Raw genomic sequence first — 17,758 nt, 5'->3', positions numbered from 1 at the left:
ATCGTGCCTCGTTTATATTCGAGGCACGATGTCTCGTATGAGAAGGGTTTCCATGATGCGAGTTGTGATCGTCGGCGGCACGTCCGGCATCGGGCTGGCGACGGCCTCCCGGCTGGTCGCGGGTGGCGCGGAGGTGTTCGTCACGGGCCGTTCCGAGGAGCGGCTGCGCGCGGCGGTGAAGCAGCTGGGCGACCGGGCGGGCGGCGAGGTCGCGGACGCGCGCGACACCGGCGCGATGCGGGCCGTTTTCGAGGGACTGGGCGGCGTCGACCACGTGATCATCGCCGTGACGGGCCGGGGCGGGGCGGGGCCGCTGAGCTCGTTGACCGGCGAGACGCTGGCCGGCGCGGTGGCGGGCAAGCTGGTCCCGCACCTGATGACCGCGCAGGCCGCGCTGGGCGTGCTGAGCCGGGAGGGCTCGATCACCTTCGTGACGGCGGCGTCGGCGGGCGCGGCCTTCCCCGGCGTCTCCGTGCTGGCGGCGGTGAACGGCGCGATCGAGGCGACGGTCCCCGGCCTCGCGGTCGAGCTGGCGCCCGTCAGGGTGAACGCCGTCTCCCCCGGCGTGATCGACACCGACTGGTGGTCGGAGCTGGGCGAGGAGGCGCGCGCCGCGTTCCTGGCGGGCACGGCCGAGAGCCTGCCGGTCCGGCGGGTCGGCAGGCCGGAGGACGTGGCCGCCACGATCGAGTACGTCGTGCGCAACTCGTTCGTGACCGGCACCGTGCTGACCGTGGACGGAGGCGGGAAGCTGAAGGTGTGAGGGCGTCTCCTCCGCGCCGGGTCCACCGTCGCGCCCGGTCCGGCGCGCGACCATCCGGGCGTGACGGACCGGGCCGGTCAGGAATCTCGGCGGGCCCTCCTTCGTTGATCAGGGCAACGTCCCTGGCGAACGCCCGGCAAACGGAGGTGTGCGCGTGCATCAACCGGCGCGGTGGGGTCTCGGCGCGGCAGGCACGGGCATCGCGGTGATCGTGGCCCTGGAAGTGAGCAGCTTCGACGAGATCAACCCGATCAGGCGCACCATCAGCGAGCACGGCCTCGGGCCTGACGGCTGGATCTTCGGCCTGGCGGTGGCGCTGCTCGCGGCCGGGTCGGTGGCCATCGGGGTGTCGCTGGCGCGCAAGCGGCTGGCCGGGGTCGTCGGCACCGTCGCGCTCATGGGGTGGAGCGCGGGCCTGTTCCTCACGGCGTGGTTCGAGAAGCACGACTGGTCGGTCGGGCCGAGCATGAGCGGCAACATCCACCGGGTGGGCAGCGTCGTCGCCTTCCTCTGCCTGCCGCTGGCCGTCGTGGTCATCGCCAGGCCGTGGCGGCGCCGGGAGCGGTCGCGGGCCACGCTGGTGGCGTTCGGGCTGGGGGTCTGCTCGGTGCTGTGGGTGGCGGGCATCGTGGCGGTCATGCTGATCGGGGCGGAGAACGGGCTGCCGTGGTACCGCGCCATGCCGCTCGGCCTGGTCGAGCGCGGCCTGGCCGCCACGGAGGTGGCCGCGCTCCTCGCCCTCGGCGTGTGGGCCGCGGCCAAGGGACTCGCCGGCCCCGAGCAGGCGCTCGCGACTTCCGAGCAGGCCATCGGGCTCGCCGGCCCCGAGCAGGGACTCGCCGTGCCGGAGGCGGGCGAGGCCGGTCTCGGCGAGGCCAGGACGTCCGGCGCCTGACAGGGCTGGCGGAACGGAGCGCGGGACGACTAACCTGACCCCGCCTCACGTTTGATGTCCCCCCGATCAGGAGGCCGTCGTGCCGTCCTTGCGTGATCGCCAGGCCCGCCTCGCCACGTACGTCGTCTACGCCGTGCAGGGCCTGTCCTTCGCCTCGCTCCTCATCCAGGTCGCGAACCTGCAGGCCAAGCACGGCCTCGACGAGGGCACGCTGACGCTCCTGCTGCTGGTCGTGCCCCTGTTCGCGGGGGTCGGCAGCGTGGGGGCCGGCACCTTCGCCGCCCGGTTCGGCAGCAGGCTGCTGCTGCGCGTCGCCCAGCCCGTGGTCGCGCTCGCCGTGGTGCTCGTCGGGCTCGCCCCGAACGTGCCGCTGATGCTCCCCGCGCTCCTGGTGTTCGGGCTGGGGGTGGGCGCGGTGGACGCCGGCATCAACATGCAGGGCGTCGCGGTCGAGCGCAGGTACGGCAAACAGGTGCTGAACGGCTTCCACTGCGTGTGGAGCGTCTTCAGCATGCTCGGGGCGGCGTGGGCGTCGGTGGCCGCCGAGCTCCCGCTGCCGCTGGTCATGTCGGTCCCGATGGTGTTCGCCCTGGCGGGCTCGCTCGTGTCGGGGCGCAACCTGTGCGCGCCGGAGGAGGAGAAGCCCGAGGACGTCGCCGGTGGGGCCACCGCCGGCGGCGGATTCCCGTGGCGGCCGATCATCCCGCTCTGCCTGGCCATGGCCTTCCTGTACGTCGGCGACGCCGCGGTGTCCAACTTCAACACCGTGTTCATGAAGAACGTGCTCCAGGCCGGCCCGCAGGTCATCCCGCTGGCCTACGTCGCGTACCAGGCGACCACGCTGGCCGTCCGGCTCGGCGGCGACCTCGCGGTCAGGCGGTACGGCCCCGCCGCCATCGTCAGGATCGGCGGCGTGATCGCCACCGTGGGCTTCCTCGGCGTCGTCCTCGCCCCCAACCAGCCGCTCGGCATCGTCGCCTTCGGGCTGACCGGGGTGGGCCTGTCGGTGGTGGCGCCGCAGTCGTTCTCGGCGGCGGGCCGGCTGGACCCGGCGGGGACGGGGGTGGCCATCGCCCGCGTGAACCTCTTCAACTACGTCGGCTTCATCGCGGGCGCGGCCCTGGTGGGCGGCCTCGCGGACGCCATGGACATGCGGGCGGCGTTCGCGGCGCCCCTGGTGCTGGCCGCCGCCATCGTCGCCCTCGCCCCGGGCTTCGCGCCCGGGCGCCGCGCCCCCGACCCCTCGGCCGCCTGAGCGGCCGAGGGGGACGGTCAGCCCAGTGCCCCGTCCAGGAACGCGAGGCTGCGCCGGACGTTCTCGATCGGCCGGTCCTCGGGCCCGGACAGGATGACGTCCTGCTCCATGACGTACCAGCCGTCGTAGCCGCTGCGGTCGAGCCCGCCCACGATGCCCGCGATGTCCACGTCGCCCTCCCCGAGCGGCCGGTAGACGCCCTCGCGGACCGCCTGCGTGTACGTCATCCGCCCGCTGGTGACGAGCGAGGCGAGGCGGGCGTCCACGTCCTTGAGATGGACGTGCGCGATCCGCGTGGGCACCGACTTGACCAGGTCGGCCGGGTCGGTACCGCCGATCAGCAGGTGGCCGGTGTCCAGGCATAGCGGCATCGAGCTGCCCTCGATCACCCGCTCGACCTCGGCCCGCGTCTCGATCATGGTGCCGACGTGCGGGTGCAGGCTCGCCCTCGGGCCGAGCTCGGCGGCGATGCGGTCGAGGTTGGCCAGCAGCGTGGCCCAGCCCGTGGCGTCCAGCTCAGGGCGCACGTCGTAGCCGTCGGCTCCCGTGGCCGCGGCCAGCACGAGCGTGCCCTCGTCCGGCAGGCCGGGCAGCGGGTCGTGGCCGGGGTCGTGCAGCACGACCGGCACGAACGCCCCGACGAGGCGCAGGCCGTACCGCTCGATGAGGGCGGGGGTGAGGAAGCCCTGCGGGCCCAGCTCGGTCGCGGTCAGGCCCAGCTCGCGCATCTCGGACAGCACGCGCTCGGGGTCGAGCTGGTGACCCCAGTCGGGGACCTCGCAGACGCCCCAGGAGATCGGCGCTCCGGCCAGCTTCATCGCCGCACCTCCGCGACCTCGACGGTACGGCGTTCGCTCAGCGACAGGTCGGCGGCTTCGGCCACGTACAACGCCTCCAGTGCGTCCTCGATCGAGCAGAGACTCTTGTCGGCGGTCAGGAAGGCGTCGATCTCGTTGCGGTAGGCGGTCTCGAAGCGGGTGACGAAGTCCGGCCAGGGCTCCTCCGGGCTCGGCAGGTCCTCGGTGGTGAACAGCGGGGCGCGCGGGCCGAGCCCGACGGCCTGGGTGCGTCTGGTTCCTGCGAGTTCCATGCGGACGTCGTACCCGCCGCCGTTGTAGCGCGAGCCCTGCAGGGTGGCCAGCGTGCCGTCGTCCAGGGTGAGCAGCGCGGCGCTGGTGTCGACGTCGCCGGACTCGGCGAAGAACGGCGCGCCGCGGTTGGCGCCCGTCGCGTGCACCGAGACCACCTCGCGGCCGGTCACCCAGCGCAGGATGTCGAAGTCGTGGATGTGGCAGTCGCGGAAGATGCCGCCCGAGGTCGCGATGTACTCGGCGGGCGGCGGCGCGGGGTCGGCGGTGACCAGGTGGACGCGGTGCAGCACGCCCAGCTCGCCGGCGCGCAGGTCGTTGGCGGCGGCCACGTATCCCGGGTCGAACCTGCGCTGGAAGCCGATCTGCACCCGGTTGCCCGCGCTCGCCTCCAGCACCTTGACGGTCTCGGCCACGGTGCTCGCGACCGGTTTCTCGCAGAAGGCCGGGATGCCCTTCTCGCACGCCTTGATGATGAGCTCGGCGTGGGTGCCGGTCGGGGTCGCGATGACGACGGCGTCCGACTCGAACGGGTCTCCCGGCCTGCCGTACGGCGACGTGCGTACGGGATCGGCCACGATCAGCTCGTCGACCAGCGGGTGCGCGGCCAGGGTCGCGGCGTGAAAGGCTCCGATCCTGCCCAGACCCAGCAGTCCCACACGCATGACGCCTCCAATCGGGATCAGGCTTTCTTTCTAGGCGAGGTCTTCTCCCTCAGTCAACATTTTGTCCTGACATTCTGACTTTTAAGCCTCGCACCGCCTCGAACGCCTTGTGCGCCGGCAGCCGGGCGAAGCCCGCCACCACCGCCGGGGGCCCCGGCGCGCCGCGCATCGGACCCACCGGCTCGACCGACAGGCCGGCCAGCTTCGCGGCGCGCGCGGCCCTGAGCTCGTCCCAGCCGTCCGGCAGCTCCAAGTAGACGTGCAGCCCCGCCTCGATGCCCTTGACCCGCACGTCGGGCAGCTCCTCGGCCAGCGCGCCGACCAGGGCGTCCCTGCGGCGGCGGTACTCCCTGCGCATCCTGCGCAGGTGCTTGTCATAGCCGCCGGTACGCAGGAAGTGCGCCAGCGCGTACTGGTCGATGACCGGCGAGCCCAGGTCCAGCTCGCCGCGCGCCCGGCGCACCGCCTCGGCCAGGTCGGGCGGCGCCGCCACCCAGCCGAGCCGCAGCCCCGGCGCCAGGGACTTGCTGACGCTGCCCGACAGGATCACCCGGTCGGGGGCCAGGCCCTGGAGGCAGCCGACGGGGTCGCGGTCGAAGCGGAACTCGGCGTCGTAGTCGTCCTCCAGGATGGCCCGGTCGCCCGCGTACGCCCACTCCATCAGGGCCGCCCGGCGCGGCGGGGAGAGCACCACCCCGGTCGGGTACTGGTGCGCGGGCGTGACGAGCGCGGCGTCGCCGCCCAGCCGCCCCACGTCCAGGCCCTCCTCGTCCACGGGCACCGGCACGAGCCGCGCGCCCGCCCGGCGCAGCAGCGGCACCTGGCGGTTGCTCGTCGGGTCCTCGACGGCCAGCCGGAGCGGGCGCCGCCGGCCCAGCACGTGGAGGACCAGGCTGAGGCCCTGCGCCACGCCGCCGACGATGACGAGGTGCTCCGGGCGCACGTCCGCCGCCCTGACCCTCCTGAGGTAGCCGGCCAGCTCCTCGCGCAGCTCGGGCACCCCGCCGGGGTCCCCGTAGTCGAGGGCCTCCGAGGGCACGGTGGCCAGGACGTGCCGGACGGAGGCGAGCCAGCGCTCCCGGGGGAAGTGGCCGAGGTCGGGGGAGGTGGGGCGGTGGCCGTAGTACGGCCCGGACGCGGAGGCGTCCGAGCCCGCCGGCCGGTGGCGGGCGGAGGTCTTGGGGCGGGACGCGGGCCTGGCGGCGGCCTTGGGCGTGACGCGGGTGCCGACGCCGACCTTGGAGACCAGGAAACCCTCGGCGACGAGCTGCTCGTACGCCTCGACCACCACTCCCCTGGAGACCTGGAGGTCGGCGGCCAGGTCGCGGGTCGCGGGCAGGCGGGTGCCGGGCGTCAGCCGGCCGCCCCTGATGGACTCGCGCAGCTCGGCGGCGATCTGCCCGGCGAGCCCTCCTTTGTCGCGATTTATCTGGATATGGAGGTCGGCCATATTGGTCCTGTCTCTTGCCCGGACATTGGACTGTTTGCGAGAACCATTGTCTCCCTAGCATCCTTCGCATGAGAAACGGCATCGTCGGGGCCGCCGCGGCCATGTTCCTCGTCGGAACGCTGGCCGGAGTGTCAGGGCTCGTGGACGGCTATCCCCTGTACGGCGGCCAGGCCGTGCGGTATCTCGTGGCGGCGGTCATCCTGCTCGCCATCACGCGGGCGCTCGGCCTGCGGTTCGTCCGGCTCACGGCGCGCGAGGCCCTGTGCCTGGGCGGGCTCACCCTGCTCGGCCTGGTGATGTTCAACGTCTGCGTGGTCGAGTCGACCCGCGCCGCCGGCCCCGCGCTGGTCGGCACGGTGCTCGGCACCGTCCCGCTGGCCCTCGCGCTGGCCGGCGGGCGGCCCGCGCCCCGGCTGCTGGCCGGGGCCTGCGTGGTCGTGGCGGGGGCGACGCTGGCCACCGGGCTCGGCAGCGGCAACCTGCCGGGGCTGCTGTGGGCGCTGGGCGCGCTCGTGGGCGAGGTCAGCTTCTCCCTGCTGGCCATCCCGCTGCTGCCGAAGCTGGGGCCGATCAGGGTGTCGGCCTACTCGACGGCGCTGGCCGTGCCACTGCTGGCCCTGATCGGGCTGGCGGAGGCGGGCACCGGCATGTTCCGGGCGCCCTCGTGGGCGGAGGTGCTCGGGTTCGCGTACCTGGCGGTCGTGGTCACGGTCGTCGCGTTCTTCCTCTGGTACAGCTCCCTGCCCAGGCTCGGCCCCGGCCGGGCCGGGCTGTTCGCGGGGCTCATCCCGGTCGGCGCGATCGTGACGGGGGCGGTGCTCGGGGTGGCGACGCCGTCGACGTACGACCTGCTGGGGGCCGGGCTGGTGATCGCCGGCATCCTCCTGGGGCTGACCGCCGAACGGTCGCGGGCGGTTGCCGCAGTGGGCTCCCCCGGAGGCGCGTAATCTCTTGGGGAACCGAAAGGATGGACATGGGCGAGTTCGACTACACCGACCTGCTGCCGCTGGGAGCCGATGACACCGAATATCGGCTGATCACATCGGAGGGGGTGCGGAAGGTCGAGGCGGCCGGGCGGACGTTCCTCGAGGTCGATCCCGAGGCGCTGCGGCTGCTGACCGAGACGGCCGTCCACGACATCTCCCACTTCCTGCGGGCCTCCCACCTCGCCCAGCTCAGGAAGATCATCGAGGACCCCGAGTCCAGCGCCAACGACCGGTTCGTGGCACTCGACCTGCTGAAGAACGCCTCCATCTCCGCCGGCGGCGTGCTGCCCATGTGCCAGGACACCGGCACCGCGATCGTCATGGGCAAGCGCGGGCGCCACGTGCTGACCGACGGGCTCGACGCCGAGCACGTCGCGCGGGGGGTGTACGACGCGTACACCAAGCTCAACCTGCGCTACTCCCAGATGGCCCCGCTGACCATGTGGGAGGAGAAGAACACCGGCAGCAACCTGCCCGCCCAGATCGAGCTGTACGCCGAGGACCCGCACGGCCATCCGGACGAGTACAAACTGCTGTTCATGGCCAAGGGCGGCGGCTCGGCCAACAAGTCGTTCCTGTACCAGGAGACCAAGGCCGTGCTCAACGAGAAGCGCATGATGGCCTTCCTGGAGGAGAAGATCCGCTCGCTCGGCACCGCGGCCTGCCCGCCGTACCACCTGGCCGTGGTCGTGGGCGGCACCTCCGCCGAGTTCGCGCTGAAGACCGCCAAGTACGCCAGCGCCCGCTACCTCGACACGATCCCCACGGAGGGGTCGGCCTCGGGGCACGGGTTCCGCGACCTGGAGATGGAGGCCAAGGTCTTCGAGCTGACGCAGAAGCTGGGCATCGGGGCGCAGTTCGGCGGGAAATACTTCTGCCACGACGTCCGCGTCATCCGGCTGCCCAGGCACGGCGCATCCTGCCCGGTGGCCATCGCCGTCTCCTGCTCGGCCGACCGGCAGGCGCTGGCCAAGATCACGCCCGAGGGCGTCTTCCTGGAGAAGCTGGAGACGGACCCGGCGCGTTTCCTCCCGGAGACCACCGACGAGCACCTCTCGGACGACGTCATCCAGGTTGACCTCAACCGCCCCATGTCCGAGATCCTCGCCCAGCTCACGAAATATCCCGTCAAGACCCGCCTCTCCCTCACCGGCCCCCTCGTGGTCGCCCGCGACATCGCGCACGCCAAGATCGCCGAGCTGCTCGACAACGGCGGCGAGATGCCCCAATACCTGAAGGACCACGCCGTCTACTACGCCGGGCCGGCCAAGACCCCCGCAGGCTACGCCTCCGGCTCGTTCGGCCCGACGACCGCCGGGCGGATGGACTCGTACGTGGAGCGCTTCCAGGCGGCGGGCGGCTCGATGGTCATGCTGGCCAAGGGCAACCGCTCCAAGCAGGTCACCGAGGCCTGCCAGGAGCACGGCGGCTTCTACCTGGGCTCCATCGGCGGGCCCGCGGCCCGGCTGGCACAGGACTGCATCAAGAAGGTCGAGGTCCTGGAATATCCGGAGCTGGGGATGGAGGCGGTGTGGAAGATCGAGGTCGTCGACTTCCCCGCGTTCATCGTGGTCGACGACAAGGGCGGCGACTTCTTCGACCAGCGGCAGGCGGACGGCGGGGCCACCTTCGTGGGCATCCCCACCCGCACGCCCAGCCTGTAACCCTCTCACCACCGGCTCGAAGCCCCGGCCACGTCGCGCGGCCGGGGCTTCGCCGTCCGCGGCCCTCCGCGCGTCACTGCCTTCCCAGGAGTACCAACCTTTTGCCGGGCCCAGCGCGTCTGGTGGGTACCGACATGAGGAGAGACGTTGGACCGCGATGCCAGCTTCCGGGCGTTCGTAGATGCTCACCAACGTCCGTTGATGCGCCTGGCATACCTGCTCACGGGAGATGTCCACCTCGCGGAGGACCTCCTGCAGAGCGTGCTCGTGCGCATGATCGGGCGGTGGCCGAAGTTACGCCACATCGACAACCTCGACGCGTACGCGCGCAGAACCATGGTGAACCAGCACATCTCGTGGCGGCGCCGACGCGGCTCCGGCGAGGTGCCGAGCGCCGAGCCACCCGACCGCGGCCACTCGCCGGAGGATTCCGCCGTCCTGCGGATCGTCCTGCGCCAGGCGCTCATGCTGCTGACCCCCAAGCAGCGGGCGGTGCTCGTCCTGCGCTTCTACGAGGACCGCACCGAACGTGACGTCGCCGACCTGCTGGGGTGCTCCGTCGGCACCGTGAAGAGCCAGACGCACCACGCCCTGGCCCGCCTTCGCGCGCTGGCGCCGGAGCTCGCGCCGAAACTGCCCGTCCTGGACGATCCGGCCCGTAGTGAGGGAGCACGCCGATGACCTGGCTCGGAGACCAGCTCGGCCGCATCGCGGACGAGATGCCGGAGCGCGACCTGGGCGACAGGGCGCTCGAGATCCACCAGCGCAGGCGGCGCAACTTCATGGCGCTCGCCACCGCCGCGGTGGTCGTCGTCACCGTACTCGCCGCCACCGTCGGGGTACGGGCCCTCAACGCGGAGCCGCCCGCCGCCGCCCGCCCGGCCAGGCCGCCGGAGCTGTCCACCATCAAGGTCGGGCTGGTGCCGACCGTGGAGTCGGCGCCCGTCTTCGTGGCCGTGGCCAACCACTATTTCGAGGAGGAGGGGCTGACGGTCGAGCCGGTGATCGTCACCGGCCCGGCGACCGTGGTGCCGCAGGTCGAGAGCGGCGCGCTGGACCTGGCCCAGACCGACTACACCACGGTCTTCCGGCTGAACGAGCTGGGCAGGGAATTCAAGATCGTTTCCAGTCTGTACCAGGCGGGGCAGGGCGGCTTCGCGATCGCCGTGAACGACGACTCGAAGATCAGGACCGCGGCCGGCCTCAAGCGCAAGAAGGTCGCGATCCCGAACCTCGGGGTGCTCCAGCAGGTGGTGTTGAACGGCGCGCTGAAGCGGGCCGGGCTGGCGCCGGACGACGTGCTGCTGGTCGAGAAGCCCTACCCCGAGATGTACAACGCGCTGAGGGCCGGGCAGGTCGACGCCGCCCTGCTGGCCGAGCCGTACGTCACGCACGCCCGCGACACCGGGCGCGTGCGGATCGTGGAGGACGCGATGACCGGGGAGTTCGCGAACCTGTACACCGCGGGCGTCACGGCCACCGGCGAGTGGATCCGGCGGAATCCTCGCACGCTGGCGGCCTTCCAGCGCGCGCTGGCCAAGGCGCAGCGCCTGATCGCGGGCGATCCCCAGCAGGTGCGCGACGCGGTGCCCACGTACACGAAGATCTCCCGGGAGGCGACCACGGAGATCGCGCTCGGCACCTATCCCGCCGAGCCGGACCTGAAGGAGCTCCAGCGGGTCGCCGATCTGGCCCTCTCCTACAAGCTGATCAAGCGGCCGGCGGACCTCGGGAGCGCCGTCGTGAAGGGCGGGTGAGCCGGGCCGGTCAGGCGCTGAAGGGGGGCGGGTACGTGATGGTGCCGGCGGGGACCGGGCGGGACGGGTCGAGCGGCAGCGCCATCATGGCCTCGTCCGGCACGTCGAAGGGCGCCCTGATGCCGTAGGAGGAGGCCCGGACGAACCCGAAGCGGGGGTAGTAGCGGGGATGGCCGAGGACGAGCACCAGGGGCTCGCCCAGGGAGCGGGCGGCGGCGAGCGCCGCGTTGATCGCGGCCGTGCCGGCGCCCTGGCGCTGGAAGGCGGGCAGGACGGCGCAGGGGGCGAGCGCGAGGGCGGGGGCGGAGTCGACGTGGCAGCGGGTGAGCAGGGCGTGTGCCGTCACGGCCCCGTCGCGCTCGGCCACGAGGGAGAGGCCGGGCATCCAGGCGGGGTCCTTGCGGAGCGCGTCGACCAGGTCGGCCTCGAGCGAGGTGGGGAACGCCGCGAGGTTGACCGCGCGGATCGCGGGAACGTCGTGCGGCTCCTCCGGCCTGGTGGTCCAGGAAATCGTCACGCGGACACCTTAGTCAGGCGGCCACCGGCGATCGGTGCGGTGCCACGACGGTGCCGTCGGGCAGCAGCAGGCCGGTGTCCTCGAACAGCACGACGCCGTTGCACAGCAGGCTCCAGCCCTGGTCGGGGTGGGCCGCTATGACGTGCGACGCCTCACGGTCGGGCGAGTCGGCACTGGGACAAGCGGGGTAGTGACAGCACATCGCGCACCTCTCAGATTGCGCTCCGGATCTCGGGTCAAAAGGGCAGGGGGCGCCCCGACGGCGTGCGAAGGTCCAGCGTGGCTCTGGTCGACTTCTTCGGTCGGCGGCGAACCTGGGTCTGGCGCATCTTCATCACGTCCTTCAACGACCTGTCATCAGTAGTGGCTGAAACCTCGGCGTACACCTTCAGTCTGACCGTCGAGACCGACAGTTTGCGGGCCTTTGGCGGAACGCCTTCTCTCTGGCTGTACCATGCCCCCGCCCCCTTACGACACCCTTACAGGTTGCTGACAGCACCCCTGAAGTTCCAGACAGCCAGCCTGCCGTACGCCGGGAAATCCTCTCCAGGGCATCGTGCACATTCATCGGCGCGATGTCTGTGCCGAACGACACATAACGGCTGCAAGCTGCGCGAACGCGTCCGGGAAAGCCGGGGGGCGGGCCCGCGCGGGCGGCGGTAAGGGCGCCTTCGGGGCGGGACCAATCCGGCCCCGCGAGACCGTCAAGGGACGGCCCGGCGCGAGGTGGCGTACGCCGGAGCAGCCCGCCGGGGCCCGCGAAAACCGCCGGGTCACGGTTTGCACTCGATTGCCTGGGAGAATCGGCGGAACGGGGCCCGCGCGAACTACGCGCCGTCGCCGGTTCTCGACGCGGGGACGCACGCGTACTACCTTCGGTGTCCCGAGGCTGCGTCGAGAAACCGCAGGAGCTCGTCAACGGGGCCGATGGGACCAGGAGGTTTGCTGACGTGACGAGTCAGGCGGGATGACTTAAGTTCGCAACTTTTTATCGGCCGCGCCTCTACTGGTCGGTTTACACAAATAGGTAAGCTGCCAGGCATGCGTGCGCCCTCTGGTTACCTACTCGCCGCGCGCTACCGGCTTGTGGAGCCGGTTGGACGCGGCGGCATGGGCACCGTTTGGCGGGCGCATGACGAGCTGCTCGACCGTGACGTGGCGGTCAAGGAGGTGCGCCTGCCGTCCGTGCTCGACGAGGAGCTGCGCGCCGAGCTGTGCGCGCGCACCGAGCGCGAGGGCAGGGCGACCGCGATGGTCGCGCACCCGTCCGTCATCACCGTCTTCGACGTGGTCACCGAGGACGACCGGCCGTGGATCGTGATGGAGCTGCTCAGAGCCAAGTCGCTGGAGCAGCTCATCCAGGAGGAAGGACCGCTCCACCCGCGCAAGGCCGCCGAGATCGGCCGGCAGATCCTCGGGGCGCTCCGCGCCGTGCACGCCAAGGGCATCCTGCACCGCGACGTCAAGCCCAGCAACGTGCTGGTGACCGAGGACCGCGCGGTGCTCACCGACTTCGGACTGGCCGCACTCGAAGGTGACGTTTCCATCACCCAGGCGGGCATCGTCCTGGGGTCCGCCGGCTACATCGCCCCCGAGCGGGTGCTGGGGTCCAAGGCCAGTCCCGCCGGCGATCTGTGGTCGCTCGGCGCGACCCTCTACACCGCCGTCGAGGGCCGGGGCCTGCACGGCCGCCGTACGGCCGCCGCCGCGCTGGCGGCGCTGACCAGCGGCGAGCCGATCCCGATGACCAAGGCAGGGCCGCTGGGTCCCGTGCTCGACGCGCTGCTCAGGATCGACCCGCAGACCAGGCTCGACTCCGTGCGGGCCTCGCTCATGCTGGCCAGAGTGGCCGCGGGCGGCTCGGCCGAGGAGCCGCTGCCGCCGCGCAAGCCCGTACGCCCGGCCCCGTCCATCACCGCGCCGTCTTTCCCACGCAGGCCCGCGCATCGCGGGCTGCACAGGGCGGACGTCACCACGACAGCGCTGTCGGTGCCGGCTCCGCGTCAAGAGCGCAAATCCGGTGAGGGGGTGCACAGGAAGCGTGTTGAAGCGCGGCCGGCACCGTCGGCTTATGCCCGTTTGAAAGCGACGGTGATAAAGTTGTGCCTTCCTCGGCGGTTCTGGCCAAGAGAACTTCGCAAGCGAGGGTAAAGCACTTCCCAAGCGAGAATCGATATCTTCTTCTCATGCCGGAACAGCAGACACGCCTGCTCGCGGAGCGCTACGAGCTCATGGCCCCGCTCGGCCGGGGCACCATGGGCACCGTGTGGCGTGCTCGCGACCGCGCGCTCGGGCGCGAGGTGGCGGTCAAGGAGATCCGTCAGGACCCCGGGCTCACCGAGGAACAACAGGCCGAGCTGCGCGAACGCATGGTGCGGGAGGGCCGGCTCGCCTCGCGGATCAACCACCCGTCCGTGGCCGCCATCCACGACGTGCTGATCCAGGACGACAGCCCGTGGATCATCATGGAGCTCATCGAGGCCCGCTCGCTGGAGCAGGTGATCGACGAGGAGGGCCCGCTGCCGCCGCGACTGGTGGCGGAGATCGGCGTCGACCTGCTCGGGGCGTTGCGCGCGGCGCACGCCCAGGGCATCACCCACCGTGACGTCAAGCCGGGCAACGTGCTCATCACCGAGAACGGGCGCGTGGTGCTGACCGACTTCGGCATCGCCAAGGCCGAGGGCGACTCGCGGCTGACGCGGACGGGCATGGTCATCGGCTCGCCCGGCTACACCGCCCCGGAACGTGCCAGGGGCGAATACACCGGCCCAGAGTCGGACATCTGGTCACTCGGCGCGACGCTCTACTTCGCCGTCGAGGGGCGGCCGGCGTACGAGCGGTCCACGATCGCTGAGACGCTGGCGGCGCTGCTCACCGAGAGCGCCGACCCGCCGACGCAGGCGGGCCGGCTGCGGCCCGTGCTGAACGGCTTGCTGAACAAGGACTATCGGCAGCGGCTCGGCGCTGCCAAGGCGGAGACCCTGCTGCGCATGGTCGCCGACACCCCCACGAGCGAGATGCCGGCGATCACGGCCGAGGCTCTGAAGGCGCAGGAGGCCGCTATGCCCGATCCGTTCGCCGCCCCGAAGAACCCCTCCCCCCAGCCCCCCGCCGACCAGGCGGACGCCGGCGCTCGGGGGCCATGGGGGCAGGGCGCGGCGGCTCCCGGACCACAGGCACCCACCGGCCCGAACGGCCCGCCGCCGGGCGCGCCCGGTCACCCGGCCGCCGCCGGGGCGCCGCACGGCAACCCCATGCAGGGCGGACCTGGATGGGGGCCCTCACAAGGCGGCCCGGCGCAGGGCGGTCCCGGGCAGGGCGGCCCCGGGCAGGGCGGCCCCGCTTACGGTGGCCCCGGACAGGGCGTCCCCGCACAGGGTGCCTTCGCTCAGGGTGGCCCGGGTCAGGGCGGTCCCGCGTATGGCGGCCCCGGGCAAGGTGGCTCGGGACAAGGTGGCCCAGGACAGGGTGGCCCGGCGCAGAGTGGTCCGGTCTCGAGGCGGCCGGGGCAGGGCGGGCCGGTGCCGGGAGCGCCCGGTGGGCCCGTTCCTGGAGGACCCGGTGGACCCGTTCCTGGAGGGCCCGGTGGGCGCGGGCCGGGGTCCGGGCCGCAGGTGCCCGGGCGGCAGCCGGGGTCCGGGCCGCAGGGGCCGGTGCACGACTCGGGCGCGGCTACCGTACCGCGGAATCCCATGCCCGGCCGCCCGCCGCAGCAGCCCGGGGGCGCCCAGCAGCCGGGCGGCGGCAACCCGCCGTCGCAGGCCGGCGGGCCGCAGGCCGCTTCGCTCGACACCGGGTTCGACCCCAACCGGACGGTCAGCATCGCCCGCCCCAAGGGCCCGTTCCCCCCGGCGCCCGAGCGCCGGCCGCAGCAGCCCTCCGACGAGAGCGCCGCGACCGCCCGCGTCCAGTTCCCGCCCCCGCCGGGACAGCAGGTCTACCCGCTGCCCGAGCAGGGCCAGGGCCGGTCACAGCAGGGGGACGCCGCGCCGCGGCAGCAGGAGCCCCACCAGAGCCAGGGCCTGGGCACGGACCTGTTCGCCATCGCGGGCCAGCCCGAGCAGCGCCCCGAGGGCAACCGCAACGGCATGCTGGTGCTCATGGCCGTGGCCGCCGCCGCGGCGGTGGTGATCGCCGTGCTCATCGTGGCCCTGTTCTCCAGCTGACCCAGCGGCGCCCACCCGAGCCGCGGCGAGCCCGCGTCCGTGGGTCAGACTGGAAGTCATGAGCGAGTTCAGAATCGAGCATGACTCGATGGGCGAGGTACGCGTGCCCTCGGGCGCCAGGTGGCGCGCGCAGACCCAGCGGGCAGTGGAGAATTTCCCGGTCTCGGGACGCCCTCTGGAGCCGTCCCACATCGCCGCGCTCGGCCTGATCAAGGCGGTGGCCGCCGAGGTGAACGGCGAGCTGGGCGTGATCGACAAGGATCTGGCCGAGGCCATCGCGCAGGCCGCGGCCGACGTCGCGGAGAACGAGCACGACGCCCACTTCCCGATCGATGTCTTCCAGACCGGCTCGGGCACCTCCTCCAACATGAACGCCAACGAGGTGATCGCGACGCTCGCGGAGGAGCGCCTCGGCCGTCCCGTTCACCCCAACGACCACGTGAACGCCTCCCAGTCGTCCAACGACGTCTTCCCGACCTCGATCCACGTGGCGGCGGCGACGGAGGTGACGTTCCACCTGCTCCCCTCGCTCCAGCACCTGGCGGCGACGCTGCGGGAGAAGTCGATCGAGTTCGACGGGGTGGTCAAGTCGGGGCGCACCCACCTGATGGACGCGACGCCGGTGACGCTCGGCCAGGAGTTCGGCGGGTACGCCAGCCAGATCGAGCACGGCGTCGTCCGGGTCACCGCCGCCCTCGAACACGTGCTGGAGCTCCCGCTGGGCGGCACCGCCGTGGGCACCGGCATCAACACGCCGCCCGGGTTCGCCCAGGAGGCCATCGCGAAGCTGCGCGAGGCGACCGGCATCCTGTTCACCGAGGCCGGTGACCACTTCGAGGCGCAGGGCGCGCAGGACTCGATCGTCGAGCTGTCCGGCCAGCTCAAGGTGGTGGCCGTCTCGCTCAACAAGATCGCCAACGACCTGCGCTGGATGGGCTCCGGCCCGCGCGCCGGGCTGGGCGAGATCAACCTGCCCGACCTCCAGCCGGGCTCGTCGATCATGCCGGGCAAGGTCAACCCGGTGATCCCGGAGGCCACGGCCATGGTCGCGGCCCAGGTCATCGGGAACGACGCGGCGATCACGTTCGCCGGCGCGTCCGGCAGCTTCGAGCTGAACGTGCAGCTGCCGGTCATCGCGCGCAACATCCTGGAGTCGATCAGGCTGCTGGCGAACGTGTCGCGGCTGCTCGCCGACCGCTGCGTCTCCGGCATCACGGCGAACGCCGAGCGCCTGCGCGAGTACGCCGAGTCGTCCCCGTCGATCGTCACCCCGCTCAACCGGTACGTCGGCTACGAGGAGGCCGCGAAGATCGCCAAGCAGGCCCTGGCCGAGCGCAAGACCATCCGCGAGGTCGTGATCGAGCGCGGCCACGTGTCCAACGGCACCCTGACCGAGGAGCAACTCGACGCCGCGCTCGACGTGATGTCGATGACCAGGCCCTGAGACGACGTGACGCCGTTTGCCCCGCCCCGAAGGCGCGCTCGGCGTGGTGTCAGCGGGGCCCCGAGGCGAGCGCCTGGGTGGCCGCGGCCCAGCGGGTGAGCAGGTCGAGCGCGCCGCCGGAGTCGACCGCGTCCGCGGTCCGCTTCAGCGCCGCGCCCAGTGCGGCCGTCAGGTCGTGCGCGGGCGGCACGCCCTCGCCCGCCACCACGGCGGCGGCCGCGTTGAGCAGGACGACGTCCCGTACGGGCCCCCGCTCGCCCGAGAGCACGGCCCGCGCCACGGCCGCGTTGTGCCGGACGTCGCCGCCGCGCAGGTCGGCGGGGCGCGCCCGCGGGATCGACAGGTCGGCCGGGTCGAAGGCGGTTCGCGTCACGGCGCCGCGCCGTACCACCCAGACCGTGGACGGCCCCGAGGTGGTCAGCTCGTCGAGCCCGTCGTCGCCCCGGAAGACGAGCGAGGAGCAGCCGCGCTCGGCCAGCACCCCGGCGATGACCGGCGCCATCCCCGGATGGAAGACGCCGACCGCCTGGGCGGGCGGCAGCGCGGGGTTGGTGAGCGGTCCGAGGAAGTTGAAGACCGTCGGGACGCCCAGCTCGCGGCGCGGCCCCGACGTGCGCTTCAGCGCCGGGTTGAACGCGGGCGCGAAGCAGAACGTGATGCCGACCTCGTCCGCCACCCTGACCACGGCGGCGGGCGGCAGGTCGATGGCCACGCCGAGCTCCTCCAGCACGTCCGCCGCGCCCGCCATCGAGGAGGCGGCCCGCCCGCCGTGCTTGACGACCTTGACGCCCGCCGCGGCGGCGACGACGGCGGCCATGGTGGAGATGTTCACGGTGTTGGCGCGGTCGCCGCCGGTGCCGACGAGGTCGACCGGGTCGCCGGGGACCCGGATCGCGGCCGCCCTGGACAGCATGCCGTCGGCCAGCCCGGACACCTCCGCCACGCTCTCGCCCTTGGCGCGCAGCGCGATCGCGAACGCGGCGATCTGGGCGTCCGTCGCCGCCTCCGTGACGATCTGCTCCATGGCCCATCTGGCCTGGCGCGAGGTGAGCGACTCGCCGCCGAGCAGCGTGGTGAGCAGTGCGGGCCAGGTGGTCATGGGGTGCGC

The 17,758-nt window shown here is 72.4% G+C and carries 16 protein-coding genes and 1 pseudogene; 10 read left to right on the top strand and 7 right to left on the bottom strand.

The genetic code is table 11. The features are described from left to right. Positions 1-52 precede the first annotated feature (52 nt). From FH608_RS31890 to FH608_RS31880, 3 genes are all read left to right on the top strand, one after another. Positions 53-763: an SDR family oxidoreductase gene (locus tag FH608_RS31890; protein ID WP_139637129.1), complete on the top strand. Its 711-nt coding sequence runs from the start codon at positions 53-55 to the stop codon at positions 761-763. Positions 764-917: 154 nt separating this feature from the next. Further along, complete coding sequence (locus tag FH608_RS31885; protein ID WP_193318736.1) at positions 918-1,658, top strand: DUF998 domain-containing protein; 741 nt, start codon at positions 918-920, stop codon at positions 1,656-1,658. Positions 1,659-1,737: 79 nt separating this feature from the next. After that, entirely contained in the window at positions 1,738-2,913 is a 1,176-nt protein-coding gene (locus FH608_RS31880) for an MFS transporter (RefSeq protein ID WP_139637127.1), read from the top strand. A gap of 17 nt (positions 2,914-2,930) precedes the next feature. On the opposite strand, the gene FH608_RS31875 is transcribed toward FH608_RS31880, so the two are convergent. Genes FH608_RS31875 through pdxR form a run of 3 tightly spaced genes read right to left on the bottom strand, consistent with a single transcriptional unit; the run spans position 2,931 to position 6,116 of the window. Next, positions 2,931-3,731, bottom strand: coding sequence for a TIM barrel protein (locus tag FH608_RS31875; protein WP_139637126.1), 801 nt, complete (start codon positions 3,729-3,731; stop codon positions 2,931-2,933). Then, complete coding sequence (locus tag FH608_RS31870) at positions 3,728-4,666, bottom strand: Gfo/Idh/MocA family protein (protein ID WP_139637125.1); 939 nt, start codon at positions 4,664-4,666, stop codon at positions 3,728-3,730. Before FH608_RS31870 ends, FH608_RS31875 begins: the two co-directional genes overlap by 4 nt. Before the next feature lie 49 nt (positions 4,667-4,715). Continuing rightward, positions 4,716-6,116: a MocR-like pyridoxine biosynthesis transcription factor PdxR gene (gene pdxR, locus FH608_RS31865; RefSeq protein WP_139637124.1), complete on the bottom strand. Its 1,401-nt coding sequence runs from the start codon at positions 6,114-6,116 to the stop codon at positions 4,716-4,718. A 68-nt stretch (positions 6,117-6,184) separates the two neighbouring features. Between pdxR and FH608_RS31860 the strand changes: the two genes are divergently transcribed. The 4 genes from FH608_RS31860 to FH608_RS31845 all read left to right on the top strand — a co-directional run bounded on the left by FH608_RS31860 (position 6,185) and on the right by FH608_RS31845 (position 10,523). After that, positions 6,185-7,063 (top strand): DMT family transporter, encoded by an 879-nt coding sequence (locus FH608_RS31860; protein ID WP_139637123.1) that lies wholly within the window; start codon positions 6,185-6,187, stop codon positions 7,061-7,063. 26 nt (positions 7,064-7,089) lie between these two features. Continuing rightward, positions 7,090-8,766: a fumarate hydratase gene (locus tag FH608_RS31855; protein WP_193318735.1), complete on the top strand. Its 1,677-nt coding sequence runs from the start codon at positions 7,090-7,092 to the stop codon at positions 8,764-8,766. A gap of 147 nt (positions 8,767-8,913) precedes the next feature. Beyond that, the gene (locus tag FH608_RS31850; protein ID WP_139637122.1) at positions 8,914-9,447 is read left to right on the top strand and encodes a SigE family RNA polymerase sigma factor; all 534 of its coding nucleotides are present in this window, start codon (positions 8,914-8,916) and stop codon (positions 9,445-9,447) included. Then, positions 9,444-10,523, top strand: coding sequence for an ABC transporter substrate-binding protein (locus FH608_RS31845; protein ID WP_139637121.1), 1,080 nt, complete (start codon positions 9,444-9,446; stop codon positions 10,521-10,523). The genes FH608_RS31850 and FH608_RS31845 overlap by 4 nt, the downstream gene beginning before the upstream one ends. A 10-nt stretch (positions 10,524-10,533) precedes the next feature. On the opposite strand, the gene FH608_RS31840 is transcribed toward FH608_RS31845, so the two are convergent. Both FH608_RS31840 and FH608_RS31835 read right to left on the bottom strand, forming a co-directional pair. Further along, a complete protein-coding gene (locus FH608_RS31840; protein WP_139637120.1) occupies positions 10,534-11,040 on the bottom strand; it encodes a GNAT family N-acetyltransferase in 507 nt (168 codons plus the stop codon). Between the two features lie 13 nt (positions 11,041-11,053). Next, positions 11,054-11,242 (bottom strand): DUF5999 family protein, encoded by a 189-nt coding sequence (locus FH608_RS31835; RefSeq protein ID WP_139637119.1) that lies wholly within the window; start codon positions 11,240-11,242, stop codon positions 11,054-11,056. An 839-nt stretch (positions 11,243-12,081) separates the two neighbouring features. On the opposite strand from FH608_RS31835, the gene FH608_RS31830 reads away from it, so the two are divergent. Together FH608_RS31830 and FH608_RS54485 are read left to right on the top strand one after the other, a co-directional pair. Beyond that, complete coding sequence (locus tag FH608_RS31830) at positions 12,082-13,191, top strand: serine/threonine-protein kinase (protein WP_139637118.1); 1,110 nt, start codon at positions 12,082-12,084, stop codon at positions 13,189-13,191. A 35-nt stretch (positions 13,192-13,226) separates the two neighbouring features. Continuing rightward, positions 13,227-14,003, top strand: a pseudogene (locus FH608_RS54485) (serine/threonine-protein kinase); the annotation flags it as partial. Between the two features lie 318 nt (positions 14,004-14,321). Here FH608_RS54485 and FH608_RS54480 read toward each other — a convergent pair. Further along, positions 14,322-14,699: a pentapeptide repeat-containing protein gene (locus FH608_RS54480; protein WP_226900097.1), complete on the bottom strand. Its 378-nt coding sequence runs from the start codon at positions 14,697-14,699 to the stop codon at positions 14,322-14,324. Positions 14,700-15,264: 565 nt separating this feature from the next. Here FH608_RS54480 and FH608_RS31810 point away from each other — a divergent pair. Then, positions 15,265-16,650 carry a class II fumarate hydratase gene (locus FH608_RS31810; protein ID WP_139636060.1) on the top strand — a complete coding sequence of 462 codons (1,386 nt, stop codon included), beginning with the start codon at positions 15,265-15,267 and terminating at the stop codon, positions 16,648-16,650. A 49-nt stretch (positions 16,651-16,699) separates the two neighbouring features. On the opposite strand, the gene trpD is transcribed toward FH608_RS31810, so the two are convergent. Continuing rightward, positions 16,700-17,749 carry an anthranilate phosphoribosyltransferase gene (gene trpD / locus FH608_RS31805; protein ID WP_139636058.1) on the bottom strand — a complete coding sequence of 350 codons (1,050 nt, stop codon included), beginning with the start codon at positions 17,747-17,749 and terminating at the stop codon, positions 16,700-16,702. Positions 17,750-17,758 lie beyond the last annotated feature (9 nt).

It is taken from the genome of Nonomuraea phyllanthi, from assembly GCF_006334985.2.
GTDB lineage: Bacteria > Actinomycetota > Actinomycetes > Streptosporangiales > Streptosporangiaceae > Nonomuraea > Nonomuraea phyllanthi.
This window is presented reverse-complemented; position numbering and strand designations above follow the sequence as displayed.